Annotated in this window: 18 protein-coding genes; 14 read left to right on the top strand and 4 right to left on the bottom strand. The window is 67.0% G+C overall.

Translation table 11 applies throughout. The features are described 5' to 3' along the window. Positions 1 to 30: 30 nt before the first annotated feature. Genes NH14_RS16620 through NH14_RS16610 form a run of 3 tightly spaced genes read left to right on the top strand, consistent with a single transcriptional unit; the run spans position 31 to position 2,747 of the window. A complete protein-coding gene (locus tag NH14_RS16620) occupies positions 31 to 1,416 on the top strand; it encodes a DUF6513 domain-containing protein (RefSeq protein WP_035525459.1) in 1,386 nt (461 codons plus the stop codon). Further along, entirely contained in the window at positions 1,417 to 2,025 is a 609-nt protein-coding gene (locus tag NH14_RS16615) for a DUF447 domain-containing protein (protein WP_052147982.1), read from the top strand. It abuts the gene before it with no gap. After that, entirely contained in the window at positions 2,022 to 2,747 is a 726-nt protein-coding gene (locus NH14_RS16610; RefSeq protein WP_035525461.1) for a (5-formylfuran-3-yl)methyl phosphate synthase, read from the top strand. The genes NH14_RS16615 and NH14_RS16610 overlap by 4 nt, the downstream gene beginning before the upstream one ends. A gap of 5 nt (positions 2,748 to 2,752) precedes the next feature. On the opposite strand, the gene NH14_RS16605 is transcribed toward NH14_RS16610, so the two are convergent. Genes NH14_RS16605 through NH14_RS16595 form a run of 3 tightly spaced genes read right to left on the bottom strand, consistent with a single transcriptional unit; the run spans position 2,753 to position 5,465 of the window. Beyond that, positions 2,753 to 3,343: an amino acid kinase family protein gene (locus NH14_RS16605; protein ID WP_035525462.1), complete on the bottom strand. Its 591-nt coding sequence runs from the start codon at positions 3,341 to 3,343 to the stop codon at positions 2,753 to 2,755. 36 nt (positions 3,344 to 3,379) lie between these two features. Then, positions 3,380 to 4,438 (bottom strand): hydantoinase/oxoprolinase family protein, encoded by a 1,059-nt coding sequence (locus tag NH14_RS16600; protein WP_035525464.1) that lies wholly within the window; start codon positions 4,436 to 4,438, stop codon positions 3,380 to 3,382. Then, positions 4,428 to 5,465 (bottom strand): ATP-grasp domain-containing protein, encoded by a 1,038-nt coding sequence (locus NH14_RS16595; protein WP_084225328.1) that lies wholly within the window; start codon positions 5,463 to 5,465, stop codon positions 4,428 to 4,430. Before NH14_RS16595 ends, NH14_RS16600 begins: the two co-directional genes overlap by 11 nt. 13 nt (positions 5,466 to 5,478) lie before the next feature. Here NH14_RS16595 and NH14_RS16590 point away from each other — a divergent pair, with 13 nt between their 5' ends. From NH14_RS16590 to NH14_RS16570, 5 genes are all read left to right on the top strand, one after another. Further along, positions 5,479 to 6,210, top strand: coding sequence for a HisA/HisF-related TIM barrel protein (locus NH14_RS16590; RefSeq protein WP_035525466.1), 732 nt, complete (start codon positions 5,479 to 5,481; stop codon positions 6,208 to 6,210). Positions 6,211 to 6,609: 399 nt separating this feature from the next. After that, a complete protein-coding gene (locus NH14_RS16585; RefSeq protein ID WP_035525468.1) occupies positions 6,610 to 7,893 on the top strand; it encodes a molybdopterin-binding domain-containing protein in 1,284 nt (427 codons plus the stop codon). Further along, the gene (locus tag NH14_RS16580; RefSeq protein WP_035525470.1) at positions 7,890 to 9,590 is read left to right on the top strand and encodes a formylmethanofuran dehydrogenase subunit A; all 1,701 of its coding nucleotides are present in this window, start codon (positions 7,890 to 7,892) and stop codon (positions 9,588 to 9,590) included. The genes NH14_RS16585 and NH14_RS16580 overlap by 4 nt, the downstream gene beginning before the upstream one ends. Next, positions 9,587 to 10,537 carry a formylmethanofuran--tetrahydromethanopterin N-formyltransferase gene (fhcD, locus tag NH14_RS16575; protein ID WP_035525472.1) on the top strand — a complete coding sequence of 317 codons (951 nt, stop codon included), beginning with the start codon at positions 9,587 to 9,589 and terminating at the stop codon, positions 10,535 to 10,537. The genes NH14_RS16580 and fhcD overlap by 4 nt, the downstream gene beginning before the upstream one ends. Further along, entirely contained in the window at positions 10,534 to 11,358 is an 825-nt protein-coding gene (locus NH14_RS16570; RefSeq protein ID WP_035525474.1) for a formylmethanofuran dehydrogenase subunit C, read from the top strand. Before fhcD ends, NH14_RS16570 begins: the two co-directional genes overlap by 4 nt. 64 nt (positions 11,359 to 11,422) lie before the next feature. Here NH14_RS16570 and NH14_RS16565 read toward each other — a convergent pair whose 3' ends face one another. Then, positions 11,423 to 12,334 carry a LysR family transcriptional regulator gene (locus NH14_RS16565; protein WP_035525476.1) on the bottom strand — a complete coding sequence of 304 codons (912 nt, stop codon included), beginning with the start codon at positions 12,332 to 12,334 and terminating at the stop codon, positions 11,423 to 11,425. A 253-nt stretch (positions 12,335 to 12,587) separates the two neighbouring features. Here NH14_RS16565 and glyA point away from each other — a divergent pair, with 253 nt between their 5' ends. From glyA to NH14_RS16535, 6 genes are all read left to right on the top strand, one after another. Next, a complete protein-coding gene (glyA, locus tag NH14_RS16560; RefSeq protein ID WP_035525478.1) occupies positions 12,588 to 13,883 on the top strand; it encodes a serine hydroxymethyltransferase in 1,296 nt (431 codons plus the stop codon). Positions 13,884 to 13,958: 75 nt separating this feature from the next. Next, positions 13,959 to 15,215 (top strand): aminotransferase class V-fold PLP-dependent enzyme, encoded by a 1,257-nt coding sequence (locus NH14_RS16555; RefSeq protein WP_035525480.1) that lies wholly within the window; start codon positions 13,959 to 13,961, stop codon positions 15,213 to 15,215. 84 nt (positions 15,216 to 15,299) lie between these two features. Further along, complete coding sequence (locus tag NH14_RS16550) at positions 15,300 to 16,256, top strand: D-2-hydroxyacid dehydrogenase (protein ID WP_035525482.1); 957 nt, start codon at positions 15,300 to 15,302, stop codon at positions 16,254 to 16,256. Between the two features lie 57 nt (positions 16,257 to 16,313). Beyond that, positions 16,314 to 17,492 carry a malate--CoA ligase subunit beta gene (locus tag NH14_RS16545; protein ID WP_035525484.1) on the top strand — a complete coding sequence of 393 codons (1,179 nt, stop codon included), beginning with the start codon at positions 16,314 to 16,316 and terminating at the stop codon, positions 17,490 to 17,492. Between the two features lie 10 nt (positions 17,493 to 17,502). Continuing rightward, positions 17,503 to 18,408 (top strand): succinate--CoA ligase subunit alpha, encoded by a 906-nt coding sequence (gene sucD / locus NH14_RS16540; protein WP_035525486.1) that lies wholly within the window; start codon positions 17,503 to 17,505, stop codon positions 18,406 to 18,408. After that, positions 18,386 to 21,316 carry a phosphoenolpyruvate carboxylase gene (locus tag NH14_RS16535; RefSeq protein WP_237179653.1) on the top strand — a complete coding sequence of 977 codons (2,931 nt, stop codon included), beginning with the start codon at positions 18,386 to 18,388 and terminating at the stop codon, positions 21,314 to 21,316. The genes sucD and NH14_RS16535 overlap by 23 nt, the downstream gene beginning before the upstream one ends. The last annotated feature ends 27 nt before the right edge of the window (positions 21,317 to 21,343 follow it).

Below are 21,343 nucleotides of genomic sequence, written 5' to 3'. Positions count from 1 at the left end.
GCGACGAACCCAAGCGACGACTCACACACCATGGAACACATCGTCTTTCTAACCGGACGCCTCGCCCAGCCCGGGCTCGAACGGGTGCTGCGCAGCCTCGAGCCCGCGCCGTTCACCTGGGAGATCCGCGAGATCGGCCTGCAAGTCGCCGCGCTCATGACGGCCGACATGATCCGCCGCCGCGTGAGCGCTCCCATCGCGGCCGACCGCGTGATCGTGCCAGGCCGTTGCCGGGGCGACCTCGATGCGCTCTCGACTCACTACGGCATTCCCTTCGCGCGCGGCCCCGAGGAGCTCAAGGATCTGCCGGCCTACTTCAACCGTGCGGCGCGGCCGGTCGACCTCTCGAAGTACGACATCGCCATCTTCGCGGAGATCGTGGACGCGCCCAGGCTCGATGTCGAGGCCATCTGCCAGCGCGCCGCACAGCTTCAGGCCGACGGCGCCAACGTGATCGATCTCGGCTGCCTGCCCTCCACGCCATTCCCGCATCTGGCCGACGCGGTGCGCGCGCTCAAGGAGCGCGGCTTCACGGTCAGCGTCGACTCGATGGACGCGAAGGAGCTCGTGCGCGGCGGCCGCGCCGGCGCCGACTATCTGCTCAGTCTCTCGACCGAGACGCTGTGGATTCTCAACGAGGTCGAATCGACGCCCATCCTGGTGGCGCGCGAGCCCGCCGACGAAGCGTCGCTCTTCACCGCCATCGAAACCGTGAGCGCGATGGGGCGGCCGTTTCTCGCCGATCCGATACTCGACCCGATTCCATTCGGCCTCCTGAAGTCGCTGGTGCGCTACCAGCGCGTTCGCGACGCGTTCCCCGACGCGCCCATCATGATGGGCGTGGGCAACGTCACCGAGCTCACCGAGGCCGATACGTGCGGCATGAACGCCGTGCTGCTCGGCATGGGCGCGGAGCTGGGCATAGCAGCCATCCTGACGACCCAGGTCAGCCAGCACGCGCGCCGCGCGATCCGCGAAGCGGACGTCGCGCGGCGCGTCATGTACGCCGCGCGCGAGCAGCGCACGTTGCCCAAGGGCATGTCGGACGCGTTGATGACCATTCATGCGAAGCGGCCCTTCCCAGATTCGCCCGAGGAGATTGCCGACACCGCACGCGCGATCCGCGATCCGAACTTTCGTGTGCAGGTGTCGAGCGCAGGCGTGCACGTGTACAACCGCGACGGCCACCATGTCGCTGTCGACCCGTTCGCGCTCTGGCCGCGCTTGAAGCTCGAAAGCGACGGCGCGCATGCGTTTTACATGGGCGTGGAACTGGCGCGCGCCGAAGTGGCGTGGCGCCTCGGCAAGCGTTACGCGCAGGATCAGTCGCTCGATTGGGGCTGCGCCGCCGAGCGCGATGCGGAAAACCTGCTCGAACAATGCGCGCCAGGCACGACGCTGCGCAAGGAGGCCTGAATGATCCACGAGACCGTAGTCACCACCTGCTCCATCGACGGCACGCCGCATATCGCGCCGATGGGCGCGCGCCTCGAACGCGACAGTGTCGTGCTGATGCCGTTCACCCCGTCCACCACCTACGACAACATCATGGCGAGCGGCTGCGCGGTGATGAATTTCACCACCGACGTGCGCGTGTTCGCCGGCTGCGTGACGGGCCGCCGAAGCTGGCCGACGCTGCCCGCCGGCACAGTGCCGGGCGTGCGTCTCGCGGGGGCGCTCGCGCATACCGAGTTGCGCCTCGTCGACGCGAGCGGCGACCCTGCCCGCCCGGTGCTGACGCTGCGCCGCGTGGCCGAAGCAACGCACGCGCCCTTCACAGGCTTTAACCGCGCGCAGGCCGCCGTGATCGAGGCCGCCGTGCTGGTGAGCCGCCTGCACCTGCTGCCGCGCGAAAAGATCGAAACGGAAATGGCGTGGCTCACGATCGCCATCGAGAAAACGGCGGGCCCCGCCGAGCGCGAAGCCTGGCGATGGCTGACCGAAGCCACGGCCGCCTTCTATTCAAACCGTGAATCGCTCCACGATTCGCACAACGAGCGCGCCTGCATGCGCGAACCGACATGATCCGACTCCTCACCAGTGTGCGCGACCTCGCCGAGGCGCGTGAAGCAGCCGCCGCAGGGGCGGATTTCATCGACCTCAAGGAACCGCGCGCGGGCGCTCTGGGCGCGTTGCCGGCAACGCGCGTCGCGAGCATCGTCAACGCGTTGCGCGAAAGCTATCCGGGCCTGCCCGTGAGCGCGACAATTGGCGACCTGCGCCCCGGCGACCACGCGGCCGTGGCGCATCATGCGAACCGTATCGGCCGCTGCGGTGTGGATTACGTGAAAGCGGGCGTGGCCCCGGGGCCCTCGGCGCGAGAGACGCTCGAACGCATGCGCGCGCTGCGCTGGAGCATGGTGCCGGTGCTGCTGTGCGACGACGGGCTCGATCTCAGGCTTGTTGAATATGCGTGCGAGCTGGGGTTCGCCGGGGTGATGGCCGATACGCAGCGCAAGGAAGCCGGCAGCCTCTTTCACTGCGTGCCGCTCGCCGTGCTCGATAGCATGGTGCAGATTGCGCGTGCGCATGAAGTGATGGTGGGGCTTGCGGGCGCGCTGCGTGTCGAGCATGTGCCACGCGTGCGGGCGCTGTTGCCGGACTTTGCCGGGTTTCGGAGTGCGTTGTGCGATGGGGCGCGGACGGGAAGGCTTGAGGGAGAGCGGGTGCGGATGCTGCGCTCAGCGTTAAAGGGGGAGAGGCAGGCGGTGTCGTATGAGCCGCTTCAGGCTGCCCAGGCCGCATAAATCGTTCAAGACACAACCGCATTGAGCAGCAATTCCCGAACGCATGGCCAATCGTTTTTATTCAGGATATCCAACGGATAAGAAGCCTCCCTGGTAAGCTCGGCAAAGCGCTTGTCGAGCACGCCTTTCTCCGCAAGTTGCGCGACGCTGCATTCCGAATCGACCGCGCACGACTTCACAATCATCAAACGCTCGGCGTTGAGCCGATTGGCAAGCCACGCCGCCAGCGAATCCGAGGTCACGTCCCAGCTCGTGAGCGTATCGGCCTCCTGCCGCAGCAAACCAAACGGCGCCCACACGGCGGTCCGGCCTGCATGCAGCGCTTGCCGGATCTGCGGCTCGGTGGCCGCGACTACGAGGCGGCGGCACAAGCCCTGCATCATCAACGCGTGCTGCGCCATCGCGAGCACCGCCATGTTGTGCGCGGCAAGATCGTCGAATCGCCAGACCGCCTGATGCTCGCGCACCTGGTCCGCGAAGCCGCCGCCGCCCGGCACGATAACCACGCGCCCGCCGCCCAGCTCGTTCAATTCACGCAGCCACGTCTGCAATAACGGGTCGCGGCTCAAGCTCCCGCCGATCTTCACCACCCACATAGGCGCTCCCCCAACGACATCGGCCATCCCGCCGCGTCACGCGAGCGCTGCATCGGCAGTCTCCGCGAACAGCAGCGCAACCGCCGCGCTGGGCGCGCAGACCTGCGCCCATCCCGCCGTGCCGCCGCGCGCCTCGACGAGCGTGCCGAAGCGCACCGTCTCATACCCGCACGATTGCGCGAGCGCCTCGACCAGAAATGCGCCGCAGCCCGCCGCCACCAGCCGCACGGCGCCAGGCACCGGCCCGACCTTGCCCAGTACGCGCGTGAGATTCGCGGCCAGATACCCGAGCTGCAGATCGCGCCATTGGCAGGCGAAGGCAATCCATTCGGTTTCCGAAGCATCTCTGGCGTCATGGCCGATCATGCGCGCGAGCCGCCGGTGCGTGGCCACGGTGTCCTTGCCTGCGCCGTCCGCGGCGGGATGCTGATCGTGCATGGGTGCAAGCTCGCCGGTGAGACGGTACACGTCGGCTGTGGTAGCGAACAGTTCGTTCATGACGTTCCAGGTCTCGCCGCGAAAGCCGATGCGCTGTGCGAGCGCGCACAGCGGTGTGCGCACGACGCCCTGATAGACGAGCTCCCCCGTGCGCAAACGCGCCGCGTCGTCGGCGCCGAGCGCGGCAACCCGGCCGCCGCGCACCGGGATCAGGTCCGTCGTCGTGCTGCCGATGTCCACCAGCACCGCATCGGGCACGCGCCGCGCGATCACCTGAGCCGTGGCGAGCCAGTTGGCCGAGGCGATGTGCGTCCAGTGCGCCGCCACCTCGTCCAGCGCGCACCAGCGCCCCTCGCCTGCGTAGAAGGCCATGCGCTCGCCCAACCGCGCGGCGAGCCGCTGCGCGAGCGCGGTCACGCCGGCCTCGCGATGCTCGAAGAGATCAGCCATCTCGCCCGTCATCGTCACCGCATGGCCGGCCTCGCGGTAATCAGGCCAACGTGCGGCAGCCTGGGCCAGCACGGCGTCCAGTTGCGCGAGGCCTTGCCAGAGCGGGCAAGGCCATTGCACGACATCGAGCACGCAGCCATGCTCCACGCGCGCCGCCTTCACGTGCGCGCCCCCGATGTCCCAGCCGATCACAAGGTCATGCAACATGGCAGACCTGTTCGGCGCTGTCGTGTGCCGTGTCGTGAACCCTGTCGTTCGCGTTGGGCTGAGATTCGTGCTGAACTTCGAGGTGCGCCGCAAGCACGCGCGCCGCCAGATTCATTTCAAGCCGCGCTGCCAGCCCCGCATAGGCGCATGTCACGCGCGGATTGATTTCGACGATCACCGGCCCGCGCTCGCGATGCCAGACCACATCGACGCCAACGAAGCCCGCCAATCCCGGCAGCGCGTGCGCGACGCGCGCCGCCAGCTCCGAGCAGGCGCGGCCAACGAGGCTGTCGAGCGCAATCGCGCCCACCGTGACGCCCTCGTAGGCGAGGCGCCCCTGCGTGACGTTCACATGCTGCCAGTTGACGCTCAGCAGTTCCGCGCGGCCCCGCGTGCACAGCAGCGAGAGGCTCAGCGCGTCGCCCTCCACCCATTCCTCGAAAGTCACGTCCTCCTGCGCCGCGAGGCGCGCGAGGAACGCCGACTGGGCCGCGTGAAAGTCGTGATAGACATGAGTGTCGATTGCGCCTGCACCGTCGTCGGGCTTCACGACCCACGCGCTCGCGCCGGGCTCGAGCGGCGCTTCGGCCGACCAGGCGCGCGTGGTCGCAATGCCGGCTTGCGCGAGATGCCGCGCCGTCCTGCGCTTGCTGCCCGCCACCTGGAGCGCGGCGGCATTGCAACCGATCCAGCGCGACGCGTCCACGGCGCCGCACAGCGCGGCCAGCACGCCGTCCGTCTCGGGGGCAATGACCCAGACCGCGTCGTGACGCTGCGCCTCTGCCCCCACGAACGCAACGGCGTCGTGCCCGCGCGGCGGGACACGCCACGTCAGAGAGGGCGCGCGCGGCGCAGCGGCGGTATCGCCCGCGGCACAGATGCAGGTCACCTCCACGCCGGGGATGCGCGCGAGGTCGCTCGCCACCGGATTGCGCATAGCGCGCCCCATCGCGAGCAGTTCGGGCCTGGCAGCCGCTGCCTCATCGCCGCCAGCACTGATATATTCGTAGACCAGCACCTTCGTCATCGCTCGCTCCCCCATGCAAATCATTCCCGTTATCGACGTGCTCGGCGGCACCGCAGTGCGTGCCGTACGCGGCGAACGCAGCCGCTATCGCCCGCTCGAATCGCAACTCTGCAGCGGCAGCGATCCTGTGGACGCCGCCCGCGCCCTCCTCGACTACTGCGGCGCCGCCGTGCTCTATGTCGCCGATCTCGACGGCATCGTGCACGGCGCACCGCAACGCGGCCTGCTCGCGCGGCTCGCCGGCGCGCTGCCCGGAATCGAGTTGTGGCTCGATGCGGGCTTTGCCGATCCTCATGCGGCCAGCGCAATGCTTGCTTCACTGCGCGAATGCGGCACCAGCAGCGACGCAACCAGCGCCTCCCGCAGTGCGCCCGGCGTTGCCGCGATCACGCCCGTCTTCGGCAGCGAATCGCTGCGGCCCGGCGCAATGGCGCATCTGCCCGCCGATGCGCTGCTCTCGCTCGACCGCCGTCACGACACGCCGCTCGGCGATCCGCACTGCTGGACCGACACCTCGCACTGGCCCGCACGCCTGATCGTCATGACGCTGGAGCGCGTGGGCTCATTCGACGGCCCCGCGCTCGACACGATCGCCGAGGTCCGCGAACGCGCGGGGCAGCGGCAAATCATCGGCGCGGGCGGCATTCGCAACGCGGACGATCTGCAAGCCGCGGCCGCCTCGGGCGCGAATGCGTGGCTTGTGGCCTCCGCCTTGCACGAGCGGCGTATTCCCGCTGCGTCCTGAATGCGCGGCCCATGCGCGGCGCCAGTCACATCGCGACAATCACGTTTCGTGCCAGCGGCGGGCGAGAATGATCGCGCCACTGTTTTGCGGCGCGTGAGCGTAGTCGGTAGTGCCTCAAGGGAGTGCGCTACGTCATGCGGATGGTGGCGAGTTCGAGCGCGCCTCGCAAGCGGGCTAGCGTTCAGAGCGGACGCAGCGCAGATCGGATTCCCGCGTGACAGTGTGTGACGCACTCGCGAATCCCCGTGCGCATTGTGTACCGGGCACGGCGCGCACGGTGGCTCACACGGCGGGCGCTGCAATACGCCGATCCGTCCTCCAGACCGCCAGCAAGTCGCGTTGCCGGAGCGCGTGCCGCCGCAACATCGTGCATGGCATAGCCCTTGCAGATCGGCAGGCATGGATGCGACTCTTGACACCCCACCCTGGACCTGCCCGTTCTGCGCGCTGCTGTGCGACCGCTTCGGCGTCGCCCAAGGCGAAACGCTGACACCGGCGGGCACGAGCTGCCCGCGCGCTGCGCGCGCACTCGCCCAATTCGGCGGCGCGCCGTCCTCGGCCACACCCGCCGTGAACGGCCAGCCGGTCGACGCGCAGACCGCGCTCGATACCGCCGCGCAGTGGCTCGCCCGCGCGCGCCAGCCGCTCTTCGGCGGCATGGCCACCGACGTGGCCGGCGCGCGCGCGCTCTATCGCGTCGCCAACGCGTGCGGCGCGATTGTCGACCATGCGCATGGCCGCGCGCTAATGCACGGCTTGACGGCCATGCAGGACCGCGGCGCGTTCACGACGACCCTCGCGGAGATCCGCAACCGCGCCGATCTGATCGTCTGCATCGGTTCCTCGCCATCGACGCGCTATCCCGAGTTTTTTTCGCGTTGCGCCGTGGGTGGCGAAACGGGTGGCGTCGGACCGGCACAGCGCACCGTCGTCTTCCTCGGTTGCGAGATCGAGGCGGCGCTCGCGCAGCGCGCCGGAGTCGAAACGCTCGCCGTGCCCCTGCAGGGCGACCTCTACGACACGGTGGCCACGCTCAACGCGCTGCTCGCCGGCAAGTCCCTGCGTGCCCCCGCCGATCCCGCATTGACCGCGCTCGTGGAGCGCATGCTCGCGGCGGACTATACGGCAATGGTCTGGATTCCTGCCGATCTGCCTGGCACGCATGCCGCGCTGCTCGTGGAGGGATTCGACCGGCTGTTGAAGACCCTCAACCGCATGCGTCGCGCGGGCGGCCTCGCGCTCGGCGGCGACGACGGCGCTGCGAGCGTGAACCAGACGCTCACGTGGCTCTCCGGCTTGCCGTTGCGCACGGGCGTGCATCGCAGCGGGCTCGAACACGCGCCGCAGCGTTACGACACGGCGCGCCTGCTCGCCGATCACGACATCGACACGCTCGTCTGGGTCGCGAGCTTCGGCGCGGACCTGCCGCCGCCGCGCACCGCCCTTCCGACGATCGTGCTCGGCCATCCGGGCCTTGCTGCAACCTGCGCCGACCGCGAAGGTCCCACTGTGTTCGTGCCCGTCTCCACGCCGGGCATTGGCTCCGCGGGACATCTGTTTCGCGCCGATGGCGGCGTCGTGCTGCCGCTCACACCGGTCTACGCAGACACGCTGCCCACGGTGGCCGCATTCGCGGCACAGCTGGGCACAAAGCTCGCATCGTGCAAGGAGAACGCAGCATGAGCACGTTTCGTCTGCGCGGCGGCCGCGTCTTCGACCCGGCAAGCCGCATCGACGGCCAGATTGCCGACCTCTGCGTACTCGACGGCCGCATTGTCCAACTGGGCGACGAGGAAGCCGTGGACCGCGAATACGACGTCACCGGCATGACGGTGATGGCGGGCGGCATCGACATGCATTCGCATATCGGCGGCGGCAAAGTGAACCTCGCGCGGATGCTGATGCCCGAGGATCACCGCATCCGGATGCAGCGCGAGCAAGCCGAAAACGAACTGGAGCTGGCGTCGTGCGGCGTCTGCACGCCCGGCACGCTCGCGACCGGCTACCGCTACGCCGAAATGGGCTACACGGCGGCGTTCGAGCCCGCGATGATCGCCTCGAACGCGCGCCATACGCACCTGGAAATGGGCGATACGCCGATCATCGATCACGGCGCCTACGTGATGCTCGGCAACGACGAACTGTTCCTGAGCATGCTTGCGCGAGGCGAAGATTTCGAGCGCCTGCGCGATTACGTCGGCTGGTCCATCAACGCCACTAAGGCGCTGGGCGTGAAGGTCGTGAACCCAGGCGGAATTTCGGCCTTCAAGTTCAATCAGCGCAGCCTGAACGTGGACGAGACGCACGCACACTACGCGATCTCGCCGCGCCAGGTGCTGCATACGCTCGCTCGCGCGCTCACCGAACTGGGCGTCCCGCATCCGCTGCATATCCACGCGAGCAACCTGGGTGTGCCAGGCAATGTCGATTCCACTCTAGCGACGATCGACGCGCTCGAAGGACTGCCGGGCCACCTCACGCACATCCAGTTCCATAGCTACGGCACCGAAGGACCGCGCAAGTTCTCCTCAGCCGCTGAACGCATTGCCGAGGCCGTCAACGCGCATCCGAACATCTCGATCGACGTGGGCCAGATCATGTTCGGACAGACCGTCACCGCTTCCGGCGACATCATGAAACAGGTCAAGCAGGCCGACTTCGCCTCGCCGCGCAAATGGATCGCCGGCGACATCGAATGCGACGCGGGCTGCGGGGTCGTGCCGTTCCGCTATCGCGAGCAAAGCTACGTCAACGCGCTGCAATGGACGATCGGCCTCGAACTGTTCCTGATGGTGAAGAACCCCTGGCAGATCACGCTCACGACCGATCACCCGAACGGCGGGCCGTTCACGAGCTACCCTCACCTGATCCGGCTTCTGATGGACAAATCGTTCCGCGACGAGCAGCTTGCGAAGCTGCACCCCGAGGTCGCGCAGCAATCGGCGCTCGCGAGCATGACGCGCGAACTGAGCTTCGAGGAAATCGCGATCCTAACGCGCGCCGCGCCCGCTCGCCTGCTCGGGCTGCGCGACCGCGGCCGCCTGAGCGTGGGCGCCGCCGCCGACATCGCCGTGTACCGCGACAACGCGAACCGCGAAGCCATGTTCAGCACGCCGGAATATGTATTCAAGGACGGCGAACTGGTCGCGCGCAACGGGCGCATCGTGGCAACTCCAGTGGGCGGCACGCATTTCGTCGCTCCGGAGTTCGACCGCTCGATCGAGCGCACGCTGGACGAATACGGCGAACGCCACCTGGCGTACAACTTCCGCCACGCGGCCATCAGCCGCGACGAGCTCTGCTCGTGCTGCAACGGCGGGCGGCTCCTGCCCGCAGCCTGCGTCGCACACGGCAACAGCACAGGAGAACAGCTGTCATGAGCGCAAGCGCGAGCATTACGGAGAATCCGCCGCTCACCATCAACGGCGTCACCATCGACGACACCTTCGCCGAAGCCTTTCCGATGAAGGCCACCCGGCTCGTGATCACCGCGCGCAACCGCACGTGGGCGCGCCACGCGGCCGTGGCCGCGACCGGCTTTGCGACTTCGGTGATCGCTTGCGGCTGCGAGGCGGCCATCGAACGCGAAATCGAGCCAGGCGCATCGCCAGACGGCAGGCCAGGCGTCGCGGTCCTGCTCTTCTCGATGTCGGGCAAGGAACTCGCCAAGCAGGTCGAGCGACGCGTGGGCCAGTGCGTGCTGACCTGCCCGACCACGGCTGTCTATGCGGGCATTGCCGAGGGCGAAGCCATCGCGCTCGGCAAGAACTTGCGCTTTTTCGGCGACGGCTGGCAAATCTCGAAGCTGATCGACGGCGTGCGCTACTGGCGCGTGCCCGTGATGGATGGCGAATTCGTTGCGCAGGAAACGACATGCGTGATCAAAGGCGTAGGCGGCGGCAACCTGCTGCTGCTCGCGCGCGACCCCGACGCCGCGCTCGCGGGCGCCGAAGCGGCCGTGGAAGCGATGCGGCGCGTGCCCGGCGTCATCATGCCGTTTCCCGGCGGCGTGGTGCGCTCGGGCTCGAAGGTCGGCTCGAAGTACGCCGCACTGCCCGCCTCGACCAACGACGCGTTTTGTCCCACGCTAGCGGGCCTCGCCCCGCGCACGGCATTGACCGATGAGACGCGCTGCGTGCTGGAGATCGTCGTCGACGGACTCAGCGAAGCGGACGTCGCCAATGCGATGCGCGCCGGTATCGAAGCCGTGACCGCGCGCGGCGCACAAGCCGGCGTCACGCGCATTAGCGCGGGAAACTATGGCGGCAAGCTCGGCCCGTTCCACTTTCATCTGCATCATCTGTGCGGTAACGGAGAAACCCCATGAAGCGCATCACGCTGCGCGTGAAGACAGCGCCCGCGCTGCGCATCGACGCGCGCTCGCTCCTGCCCGCCGCGCTCGCCCCACTGAGCGACAGCGAAGTCGCGCGCCTGCCGCTCTGGCACGGCATTGAGCGCATCGCACTCGCGGATCTTTTCGATGTGCGTATGAATGCGACGCCAGATGCCCAACCTTGCATCGCATTTGAAGGCGATTTGGGCCGCTTCGATCGCGTGGGCTGCGCGATGGATGGCGGCGCGATCGTCGTGGACGGCGGCGTGGGCGATCTCGCAGGCGCGCAGATGAGTGGCGGCACGCTCACCGTGCGCGGCAGCAGCGGCGCTTTCGCGGCCTGCGAGATGGCGGGCGGGCGCATCGAGATCGGCGGCGATACCGGCGATTTCGCGGGGGCGGCGTTGCCCGGCAGCATGGATGGGATGCGCGGCGGCACGCTTATCGTGCGTGGCCACGCTGGCGAGCGCTTTGGCGACCGCATGCGGCGCGGCACTGCGCTAGTGTTTGGAGACGCCGGCGCGTTTGCTGCCTCGCGGATGGTGGCGGGTACGATCGGCATCGCGGGCAACGTGGGCGAGCACCTCGCTTATGGTATGCGGCGCGGTTCGCTGATCCTGCCCAACTTGCGGAATATCGAGGCAACGAACCGGTTCGTGGAAATTCGCGCCGAGGTAAGCGTGTTCTGGCGTCTCGTCACACGCAGCCTCGCGAAAGAAGGCGGTGCGTTCGCAGATCTCGCGAGATGGACGCCGCGACGTCTCGCAGGCGATGTTTCCGTCGACGGCAGGGGCGAGGTGTTCGTTGCGGAGTGAGTTCAGGTCGCGGTGCGTGCGCCACTAACCGCACGCAACCCGCAACATAAGCCACATCCTCTCCCTACACTTCGTCCATCACCTTCTGCGCCTCCCCCAGCAGGGTCCGCTTGAACGCCTCCACTGCCGCGGAGAGATGCTTGCTCTCGCGATGCACGATATACAGATACCGAACGATCGGAAAGCGCTCCACATCCAGCACTTTCAGCCGCAGGGTCTCCAGTTCCGGCAGCACCGTCTGCAACGGCACGACGGCGAGCCCCATTCCCACGTGCACGCAGCACTTCACGGCCTCGTTGCTGCTCACCTCGAGCCCTGGCCGAAACCGGATGCGATGTTCAGCAAAGAAGCGCTCCATCGCGCGCCGCGTGCCTGAGCCCGGTTCGCGCACCACGAAAACCTCGTCCTCGAGCGCAGCAAGCGGAATCGCACGTTGCCGCGCAAGCGGATGATCGGGCGGCGCAATCGCCACCAGCGGGTTCTTCATGAACGGTTGCGCCACGAGCCCCAGCCCTTCGGGCGGCTGCCCCATGATCGCCAGATCGGCTTCATTACCGGCCAGCGCACCAAGCACATTCTCGCGATTACCGAACTTCAGCCGCACGCGCACACCCGGAAACGCCTTCGTATAGCGCGAAATGCACGCCAGCGAGAGATGACCGGCCGTACCCGTGACAGCCGAAACGCGAATTTTGCCCTGCGTGGTGTCGCGCAACTGATCGAGCGACTCCTCGAGTATCGACAGCTGCTCCTGAATCGAGCGCGAATGACTATAGACCTCGCGGCCCGCCTCGGTGAGAAAGATGCGCCGCCCGATCTGCTCGAACACCTTCATGCCGATGGTCTCTTCGAGATGCTTGAGCTGTGCGGACACGCCCGGCTGCGTCAGATGCAGCTCTTCGGCCGCGCGCGAAAAACTCAGGTGGCGCGCCGCCGCCTCGAAAACGCGCAGTTGCCGCAATGTCAGGTTAAGCATCGCTTCCTCTTCAGACCATCAGCCTCCGTTGGACCCCCGAAAAAGGCGTCCATCCCATGCCCTCACTCTACCAGCGCGGGCCAGTGCGGCAATGCCCACGACGGGGTACTCCCGCGTGCCGGAGCCCCGCCGGCATTGGCTTCCAGGCCGGGTTATGGGTTGGATAACAAACCGGAATGAGTGTTTTCGGCGCGGCGCCACTACCATCGATCTCAAGTTTCCAACACCGACCATCGACACCAGGGCGACCCACATGTTCAGCTTCCAGCAGACCATCGCAGCAACCGATCCGGAATTGCGTCAGGCCATCGTTGCGGAATCCACACGACAGCAGGATCACATCGAGCTGATTGCATCGGAAAACTATACGTCTCCGGCCGTGATGGAAGCGCAAGGATCGCTCCTCACCAACAAGTATGCCGAGGGCTATCCGGGCAAGCGTTACTACGGCGGCTGCGAACACGTGGATGTGGCCGAGCAGCTCGCCATCGACCGCGCCAAAAAGCTCTTTAATGCCGAATATGCGAACGTGCAGCCGCATTCGGGCTCGCAGGCAAACCAGGCCGTCTATCTCTCCGTGCTCAAGCCAGGCGACACGATCCTTGGCATGTCGCTCGCGCACGGCGGCCACCTCACCCACGGCGCGTCGGTGAACGTGAGCGGCAAGCTCTTCAATGCGGTGGCGTACGGACTCCATCCGGACACCGAAGTGATCGACTACGACGAGGTCGAGCGCCTCGCGCACGAGCACAAGCCGCGCATGATCGTCGCGGGCGCCTCGGCTTATGCGCTCACGATCGACTGGCAACGCTTTCGCAAGATTGCCGACAGCGTGGGCGCGTGGCTCTTCGTCGATATGGCGCACTATGCGGGGCTGATTGCGGCGGGCCTCTACCCGAGCCCGGTGGGCATTGCCGACTTCGTCACCTCGACCACTCACAAGACGCTGCGCGGCCCGCGCGGCGGCCTGATCCTCTCGAGCGCCGAGCACGAGAAGGCGCTCAACTCCACGATCTTCCCCGGCATCCAGGGCGGCCCTCTCATGCACGTGATCGCGGCCAAGGCGGTTGCGTTCCGCGAGGCGATGAGCGACGAGTTCAAGCAGTACCAGCGCCAGGTCATGATCAACGCGCGCGCTATGGCCGAGACGCTTCAGGAGCGCGGGCTGCGCATCGTTTCTGGGCGCACCGAATCGCATCTCTTTCTCGTCGACCTGCGCGCCAAGAACATCACTGGCAAGGATGCCGAAGCCGCGCTCGGCAAGGCGGGCATCACCGTCAACAAGAACGCCATTCCGAACGACCCGCAAAAGCCTTTCGTCACGAGCGGCATCCGCGTGGGCTCGCCCGCGATGACCACGCGCGGTTTCGGCGAAGCCGAAGCGCGTCAGCTCTCGAATTTGATCGCCGACGTGCTCGAAGCGCCCGCGAACGATCTCGTGATCCGCCGCGTGGCCGACGCCGTGCACGCGCTCACGACGCGCTTCCCGGTATACGGCGACGCGCCCGCGCATCTGCACAGCGCCACGGCCCACCGGCCCGCAGTCTGATTCAACCGCCCGAGCGGACGTTTCATAGCTTCGTACCTCCATACCGCCCTTATCCCATCACTCAGGAGTGCAGACATGTCGAATACCACTGGAACGCGTATCCCGGGTCGCAACATTCTCGCCGTGCCCGGCCCCACCAACATTCCCGACGCCGTGCTGCGCGCGATGGTCGTGTCGATGGAGGACCACCGCTCCACGCGCTTTCCCGAGCTCGCCAACGGCGTGCTGAGCGACCTCAAGCGCCTCTACAAAACCACGAGCGGCCAGCCGTTCATCTTTCCGTCCTCGGGCACCGGTGCCTGGGAGGCCGCGCTGACCAACACGCTCTCGCCCGGCGACCGTGTGCTCGTTGCGCGCTTCGGGCAGTTCAGCCATCTGTGGGCCGACATGGCTCAGCGGCTCGGCTTCGAAGTCGAGATCCTCGACGTCGATTGGGGCGAGGGCGTGCCCGTCGAGCGTATCGAAGAAGTGCTCAAGGCCGACAAGAAGCATCAGATCAAGGGCATTCTCGCCTGCCACAACGAGACCGCCACCGGCGTCACGAGCGACATTGGCGCACTGCGCCACGCGATGGACAACGCTCACCACCCGGCGCTGCTGTTCGTCGACGGCGTGAGCTCGATCGGCTGCATCGACTTCCGCATGGACGACTGGCGCGTCGACCTGGCCGTGACCGGCTCGCAAAAGGGGCTCATGCTGCCTGCGGGCCTGGGCATTCTGTGCGTGAGCCCGAAGGCGCTCAAGGCGATCGAGACCGCGAAGTCCAAGCGCTGCTACTTCGATCTCGGCGACATGATCAAGGCCAACGCAACCGGCTACTTCCCGTACACGCCCGCGCTGTCGCTGCTCTACGGCCTGCGCACGGCGCTCGACCTGATCTTCCAGGAAGGGCTCGATAACGTGTTCGCGCGCCATCATCACCTCGCCCAGGGCGTCCGCGCCGCCGTGACCGAAGGCTGGGGGCTCGAATTGTGCGCCAAGGGGCCGAAGTGGTATTCGGATACGGTCAGCGCCATCGTCGTGCCGCAAGGCTTCAATGCGGCCAACGTGATCGACAGGGCCTTCCGGCGCTACAACCTCGCGCTCGGCGCGGGCCTTTCGAAGGTCGCGGGCAAGGTGTTCCGCATCGGCCACCTCGGCGACCTGAACGAGCTGATGCTCACGAGCGCCATTGCGGGCGCGGAGATGGCAATGCTCGATGTGGGCATCGACGTGCGCCCTGGCAGCGGCACCGGCGCGGCCACGCAGTACTGGCGCACGCACGACCCGCTCAAGGCACAGACCCAGCACGCGGATCAAGTCGAGCCGCTGCGCCGCGTCGCCGCGGCCTGAGCCACAGTCGCCACGTTCGCCGCAGGCCATAAACGCACTTCGTACTCTCAACGTCTCACGAAAAAAAGGCAGGATACCGAAATCATGCGTCATGAAATCGTCTTTCTCGACCGCTCCACGTTGAAGGCCGATGTACGGCGTCCCGCCTTCGATCACTGCTGGGCGGAGTACGACGTGAGCGCGCCGCACGAGGTGGCCCAGCGTCTCGAAGGGGCCACTATTGCGATCACCAACAAGGTGCCGCTGCGCGCCGAGACGCTGGCGAAGCTGCCGCGTCTCGCCCTGATCGCGGTGGCGGCCACGGGCTACGACGTGATCGACACGGCGTACTGCCGCGCGCACGGCATTGCCGTGGCCAACATCCGCAATTACGCTACGCATACGGTTCCCGAGCATACCTTCGCGTTGATCCTCGCGCTGCGCCGCAATCTGCTCGCGTATCGCGAGGACGTGCGGCGCGGCCGCTGGCAGGCGTCGAATCAGTTCTGCTTCTTCGACCATCCGATTCGCGACCTGCACGGGGCGACGCTCGGCATCATCGGCGACGGCTCGCTCGGCCGCGGCACCGCGGCCATCGCGCGCGGCTTCGGCATGCGCGTGGTGTTCGCCGAGCATGCGTCGACGAAGGAGAAGCCGCGCGACGTCGCTTTCATGCCGCTCGAGCAGTTGCTGCGCGAATCGGACATCGTCTCGCTGCATACGCCGCTGCGTCCCGAAACACGCAACATGATCGCGCTCGAACAGTTGCGGACGATGAAACGCAGCGCGCTGCTCATCAATACGGCGCGCGGCGGGCTCGTCTGCGAGCAATCGCTCGCGACGGCCCTGCGCGAAGGGCTGATCGCGGGCGCGGGCTTCGACGTCCTGACCAGCGAGCCGCCCAAAGCTGGCAATCCCCTCCTCGAACTCGATCTGCCGAATTTCATTCTCACGCCGCATGTAGCGTGGGCATCGGACGGCGCAATGCAGTTTCTCGCCGACCAGCTGATCGACAACATCGAGGCTTACGTGGGCGGCGAACCGCAACATCTGGTCGCCTGAGCATCGGGCGGCGTTTTTAATTTCATACCGCTTTTCTCATTCGCACGGAACACCATCATGGACATCCACGAATATCAGGCGAAAGAACTGCTGTCCGGCTTCGGCGTGCCGATTCAGCGCGGGCTCGTCGCCTATACGCCGGATCAGGCCGTCTATTGCGCCACCGAACTCGGCGGCTGGCACTGGGCCGTCAAGGCGCAGATCCACTCGGGTGCGCGCGGCAAGGCCGGCGGCATCAAGCTTTGCGAGACCTATCACGACGTGCACTCGGCGGCCACCGCGCTGTTTGGCAAGCGTCTGGCCACCACGCAAACCGGCCCCGAAGGCAAGGTCGTCGAGCGCGTTTATATCGAAGTGGCCGAGAAGTTCGAGCGCGAGATCTATCTGGGCATCGTGCTCGACCGCAAGGCCGAGCGCGTGCGCGTGATCGTCTCCGCCCAGGGCGGCATGGACATCGAAGAAGTCGCGCGCACGAACCCCGAGGCCATTTTGCAGGTGATCGCAGAGCCGGCCGTGGGCCTGCAGCCGTTCCAGGCGCGCGAGCTGGCCTTCGGCCTCGGCCTGAACATCAAACAGGTGAGCCGCGCCGTGGCTGCGATCATGGGCGCCTACCGCGCGTTTCGCGACCTCGATGCGACGATGGTGGAGATCAACCCGCTCGTCGTGACCGCCGACGACCGCGTGCTCGCGCTCGACGCCAAGGTCAGCTTCGACGACAACGGCCTGTTCCGGCACCCGCATGTCTCGGAGATGCGCGATGCCTCGCAGGAAGACCCGCGCGAATCCGAGGCGGCGCAGTTCGGGCTGAACTACGTGGGCCTCGACGGCGACATCGGCTGCATCATCAACGGCGCCGGTCTCGCGATGGCCACCATGGACACCATCAAGTATGCCGGCGGCGAGCCTGCGAACTTTCTCGACGTGGGCGGCGGCGCATCGCCCGAGCGCGTCGCCGCGGCCTTCCGGCTCGTGCTCTCGGACGCCAACGTGTCGGCCATTCTCGTCAACATCTTCGCGGGCATCAACCGCTGCGACTGGGTGGCGGAGGGCGTCGTACAAGCCGCGAAAAACCTGCGCGTGCCGCTCGTGGTGCGGCTCGCGGGCACGAATGTCGAAGAGGGGCGCCGCATCATCCGCGAGAGCGGGCTGCCGATCATCGCAGCCGACACGCTGCTCGAAGCGGCCCAGAAAGCCGTAGAAGCGTCCAAGGCGCACCGCGCCAGAAAGAGCAAATAGGAGCGTACCCATGAGCATCCTGATCGACGAAAATACCCGCGTGATCGTGCAGGGCTTCACCGGCGACAAAGCGACCTTCCACGCGAAGGAAATGATCGCGTACGGCACCAATGTGGTGGGCGGCGTCACGCCTGGCAAGGGCGGCCAGCGCCATCTCGACCGCCCCGTGTTCAACACCGTGAAAGAAGCCGTGCAGGCAACCGGCGCCACGGCGAGTCTCGTGTTCGTGCCGCCGCCCTTTTGCGGCGACTCCATCATGGAAGCCGCCGACGCGGGCCTGCGGCTCGTATGCTCGATCACCGACGGCATTCCGGCGCAGGACATGATGCGCGTGAAGCGCTACCTGCTTCGTTATCCGAAGGAAACCCGCACGATGCTGGTCGGGCCGAACTGCGCGGGCATCATCAGCGCGGGCAGAGCCATGCTCGGCATCATGCCGGGCAATATCTACCGGCGCGGTTCGGTCGGCATCGTCTCGCGCTCGGGCACGCTCGGCTACGAGGCGGCCGCGCAACTCAATGCGCTGGGTCTCGGCGTGACCACGAGCGTGGGCATCGGCGGCGATCCGATCAACGGCAGCTCGTTCCTCGACCATCTGCGGCTCTTCGAGGCCGACCCCGAGACCGAAGTCGTGATCATGATCGGCGAGATCGGCGGGCCGCAGGAAGCCGAGGCGGCGCGCTGGGTCCAGGAGAACATGACCAAGCCCGTGGTGGGCTACGTCGCCGGCCTCACGGCTCCCAAGGGCCGCCGCATGGGCCACGCGGGCGCGATTATCTCGGCCGCTGGCGACAGCGCCGCCGAGAAGGCGGAGATCATGCGTGCCCACGGGCTTTTCGTTGCACCCAGCGCCTCCGAGCTGGGCTCCACCGTCGCTGCGGCGCTCGCGCAAAATGATGCCCGCCGCGTCGCTTGATGCCATCGAGGCCCTTGGAGGCAATGCGGCCGAGGCTCGCGCCTTGACGTTGCGTGGCGTGGAGGCGCCGCACCGTCAACCGGCTGCATCGCCGCCTTCGCCCACGCTGCCTTCCACTGCCCCGCCCTCGCTGCTCGACCGTCTCGCCACGGCTTCGGCGGCGTTGCCCACGCTCGATGCTCAGGCTTACGAACCGTGCGTGGTCGACCTGCTGTTCGGCCTGCTGTGCGACGTCGCACGCCGCCGCCAGCCCCAGGTCGAACTCGCGCTGCGCGGCGAGCAACTGCCGCCCGACGTGCCGCGCGCGGTGTGGCGGCGCGCCCTGCAGGCCCAAGGCATCTGGTTCCAGCTGCTGAGCGTGGCCGAGCAGAGCACCGCCATGCGCCGCCGCCGCGAGATCGAAATCGAGAGCGGCTATGCGCGGCTCACGGCCTCGTTCTCGCGCGTGGTGGCCGATGCGGCCGCCGCCGGCGTGCCCGCCGACGAAGTCCGCGCCGTGCTCCAGCATCTGAAGATCCGCCCAGTCATTACCGCGCACCCGACCGAGGCCAAGCGCGTCACGGTGCTCGAAATCCACCGGCGCATCTATCGCAAGCTGATGGATCTGGAGTCGCCGCGCTGGACGCCGCGCGAGCGTCGCAAGCTCGTCGGGCAGCTTGGCAACGAGATCGAGTTGCTCTGGATGAGCGGAGAGCTGCGTCGCGAGAAGCCCACTGTTGCGCAGGAAGTGGCGTGGGGGCTGCACTTCTTCGGCGAAACGCTGTTCGAAGCCGTACCGCTGCTGTTCGAGCGGCTCGAAGAGGCACTGCACCAGTTCTACCCCGGCGAGCACTTCGAGATGCCGCGCTTCTTCCAGTTCGGTTCGTGGATCGGCGGCGACCGCGACGGCAATCCGTTCGTCAACAACGACGTCACGCGCGCGACGCTCCACGACAACCGGCTCGCGTGTCTCAAGCGCTACCGGCAGCAACTGCTGGACCTCGCGCAGACGCTCAGCATCACCGCCGAGGCACTGCCCGTGCCCGAGGCGTTCGGTGCCGAGCTCGCGCGCATGCTCGAGCAAAGCGGCGACGGCACGGCCATTGCCACGCGCAATCCGGGCGAGGTGTTCCGCCAGTACCTGACCTGCATGCTGCGCAAGCTCGACACCACGCTCGCCGACGCGCAACGGCGCGGCGACAGCAGCGCCGCTGTCACCGCTGTTCCCGGCGGCTACGCAAGCGCCGACGAACTGGCCGCCGAGCTGCGCGCGATGGAACTCGCCCTGCTCGCAACCGGCAGCGACACGCTTGCCGATTCGTACGTCCGCCCATTGCGCCACGAAGTCGAAACGTTCCGCTTCAGCACGGTGCAACTCGATCTGCGCGAGAACTCCACCGTCATCAACAAGACCCTGCTCGCGCTTTGGCGTACTCGCGCCAAGCCAGGCTCGGAGCCGCCCGATCTGGACTCCGAAGCATGGAAGGCGTGGCTGATCGCGGAACTCGCGCGCCCGCTGGCGCCTGGCGAAACCACGGACGCGCTGCCCGAGTCGCTCGCCGAGGTCGAAGCGGAAACCGTCCAGATCTTCCGCATGGTCCGCACGATGCGCCAACAGGTGGACCGCAATGCCTTTGGCGCGTTCATTCTGAGCATGACGCACCATGCGACCGACGTGCTCGGCGTCTATCTGCTCGCGAAACAGGCGGGGCTGTTTAGCGATGCCGCCGGCGTGGAAAGCTGCACGCTGCCAGTCGTGCCGCTGCTCGAAACCATCGACGACTTGCGGCGCGCGCCCGAAATCCTGCGCGAGCTGCTGGCCGTGCCGATGGTCAAGCGCAGCATTCGCGCACAAGGCGGCGTGCTGGAGGTCATGATCGGGTACTCCGATTCGAACAAGGACGGCGGGTTCTTCGCGAGCAACTGGGAGCTTTCGAAGGCGCAGACCAAGATCACGCGCGTAGGACGCGAACTGGGCATCACGATTTCGTTCTTCCACGGCCGTGGCGGTTCGGTGAGCCGTGGCGGCGTGCCGGCGGGCCGCGCGATCGCCGCGCTGCCCGCGGGCTCCGTGAACGGACGCTTTCGCGTGACCGAACAAGGCGAGGTGGTTTCGTACAAGTACGCGAATCGTGGCACGGCGCAGTATCACGTCGAGTTGCTCGCGTCGAGCGTGCTTGAGCATACGTTCAAGTCGGAACGCGAACACGAACTGCAGCCGCGCGGCGAGTTCGACGACGCGATGGAAGCGCTCGCGGGCGCTTCGCGCGCGGCCTATGTGAAGCTCGTCGAGCAGCCCGAGCTGATCGCGTATTTTCAGGCGGCCAGCCCGCTCGAAGAGCTTTCGATGCTGAACATGGGCTCGCGCCCTGCCCGGCGCTTCGGCGCACGCAGCCTCGAGGACCTGCGCGCGATTCCGTGGGTGTTCGCGTGGTCGCAGAACCGCCACGCGCTCACGGGCTGGTATGGCGTGGGCAGCGCGATCTCGTCGTTCCTCGCGGTGCGCCAGGAACGCGGCCTCGATCTGCTGCACAGGATGTTCAATGAATCGCGACTGTTCCGACTGATCGTCGACGAGGTGGAGAAAACGCTCGCCCAGGTCGATCTCGACATCGCGCGCGGCTATGCTGACCTCGTGCCCGACGCGCGCGTGCGCGAAACGATCTTCGCGCAAATCGAGGCCGAGTATCGCCTCACCACGGAAATGGTGCTGAAAGTGAGCGGCGGCAGCGCCGTCGCGGACCGCTTCCCGCAGTTTTGCGAGCGGCTCGCGCGCCGGCTGCCGGCCATCAACCTCGTGAGCCGCCAGCAGATCGAGTTGCTGCGTCTGTACCGCTCGGCCAGCGCCGATCAGGAACGGCGCGGCTATCTGGTGCCGCTTCTGCTCTCCATTAACTGCATCGCATCGGGATTCGGCGCGACGGGCTAGGCTGCGTGCCTCGCTGCTTGCGCCCCC

The organism is Paraburkholderia sacchari, assembly GCF_000785435.2.
GTDB lineage: Bacteria > Pseudomonadota > Gammaproteobacteria > Burkholderiales > Burkholderiaceae > Paraburkholderia > Paraburkholderia sacchari.
This window is presented reverse-complemented; position numbering and strand designations above follow the sequence as displayed.

Bases quoted from the DNA above. Each gene is read 5' to 3' on its own strand.
- NH14_RS16620 (WP_035525459.1), top strand. From the start codon at position 31: ATGGAACACATCGTCTTTCTAACCGGACGCCTCGCCCAGCCCGGGCTC.
- NH14_RS16580 (WP_035525470.1), top strand. From the start codon at position 7,890: ATGAGCACGTTTCGTCTGCGCGGCGGCCGCGTCTTCGACCCGGCAAGC.
- NH14_RS16610 (WP_035525461.1), top strand. From the start codon at position 2,022: ATGATCCGACTCCTCACCAGTGTGCGCGACCTCGCCGAGGCGCGTGAA.
- NH14_RS16565 (WP_035525476.1), bottom strand. From the start codon at position 12,334: ATGCTTAACCTGACATTGCGGCAACTGCGCGTTTTCGAGGCGGCGGCG.
- NH14_RS16585 (WP_035525468.1), top strand. From the start codon at position 6,610: ATGGATGCGACTCTTGACACCCCACCCTGGACCTGCCCGTTCTGCGCG.
- fhcD (WP_035525472.1), top strand. From the start codon at position 9,587: ATGAGCGCAAGCGCGAGCATTACGGAGAATCCGCCGCTCACCATCAAC.
- NH14_RS16595 (WP_084225328.1), bottom strand. From the start codon at position 5,465: ATGACGAAGGTGCTGGTCTACGAATATATCAGTGCTGGCGGCGATGAG.
- NH14_RS16545 (WP_035525484.1), top strand. From the start codon at position 16,314: ATGGACATCCACGAATATCAGGCGAAAGAACTGCTGTCCGGCTTCGGC.
- NH14_RS16590 (WP_035525466.1), top strand. From the start codon at position 5,479: ATGCAAATCATTCCCGTTATCGACGTGCTCGGCGGCACCGCAGTGCGT.
- NH14_RS16600 (WP_035525464.1), bottom strand. From the start codon at position 4,438: ATGTTGCATGACCTTGTGATCGGCTGGGACATCGGGGGCGCGCACGTG.
- glyA (WP_035525478.1), top strand. From the start codon at position 12,588: ATGTTCAGCTTCCAGCAGACCATCGCAGCAACCGATCCGGAATTGCGT.
- NH14_RS16605 (WP_035525462.1), bottom strand. From the start codon at position 3,343: ATGTGGGTGGTGAAGATCGGCGGGAGCTTGAGCCGCGACCCGTTATTG.
- NH14_RS16570 (WP_035525474.1), top strand. From the start codon at position 10,534: ATGAAGCGCATCACGCTGCGCGTGAAGACAGCGCCCGCGCTGCGCATC.
- NH14_RS16615 (WP_052147982.1), top strand. From the start codon at position 1,417: ATGATCCACGAGACCGTAGTCACCACCTGCTCCATCGACGGCACGCCG.
- NH14_RS16550 (WP_035525482.1), top strand. From the start codon at position 15,300: ATGCGTCATGAAATCGTCTTTCTCGACCGCTCCACGTTGAAGGCCGAT.
- NH14_RS16555 (WP_035525480.1), top strand. From the start codon at position 13,959: ATGTCGAATACCACTGGAACGCGTATCCCGGGTCGCAACATTCTCGCC.
- NH14_RS16535 (WP_237179653.1), top strand. From the start codon at position 18,386: ATGATGCCCGCCGCGTCGCTTGATGCCATCGAGGCCCTTGGAGGCAAT.
- sucD (WP_035525486.1), top strand. From the start codon at position 17,503: ATGAGCATCCTGATCGACGAAAATACCCGCGTGATCGTGCAGGGCTTC.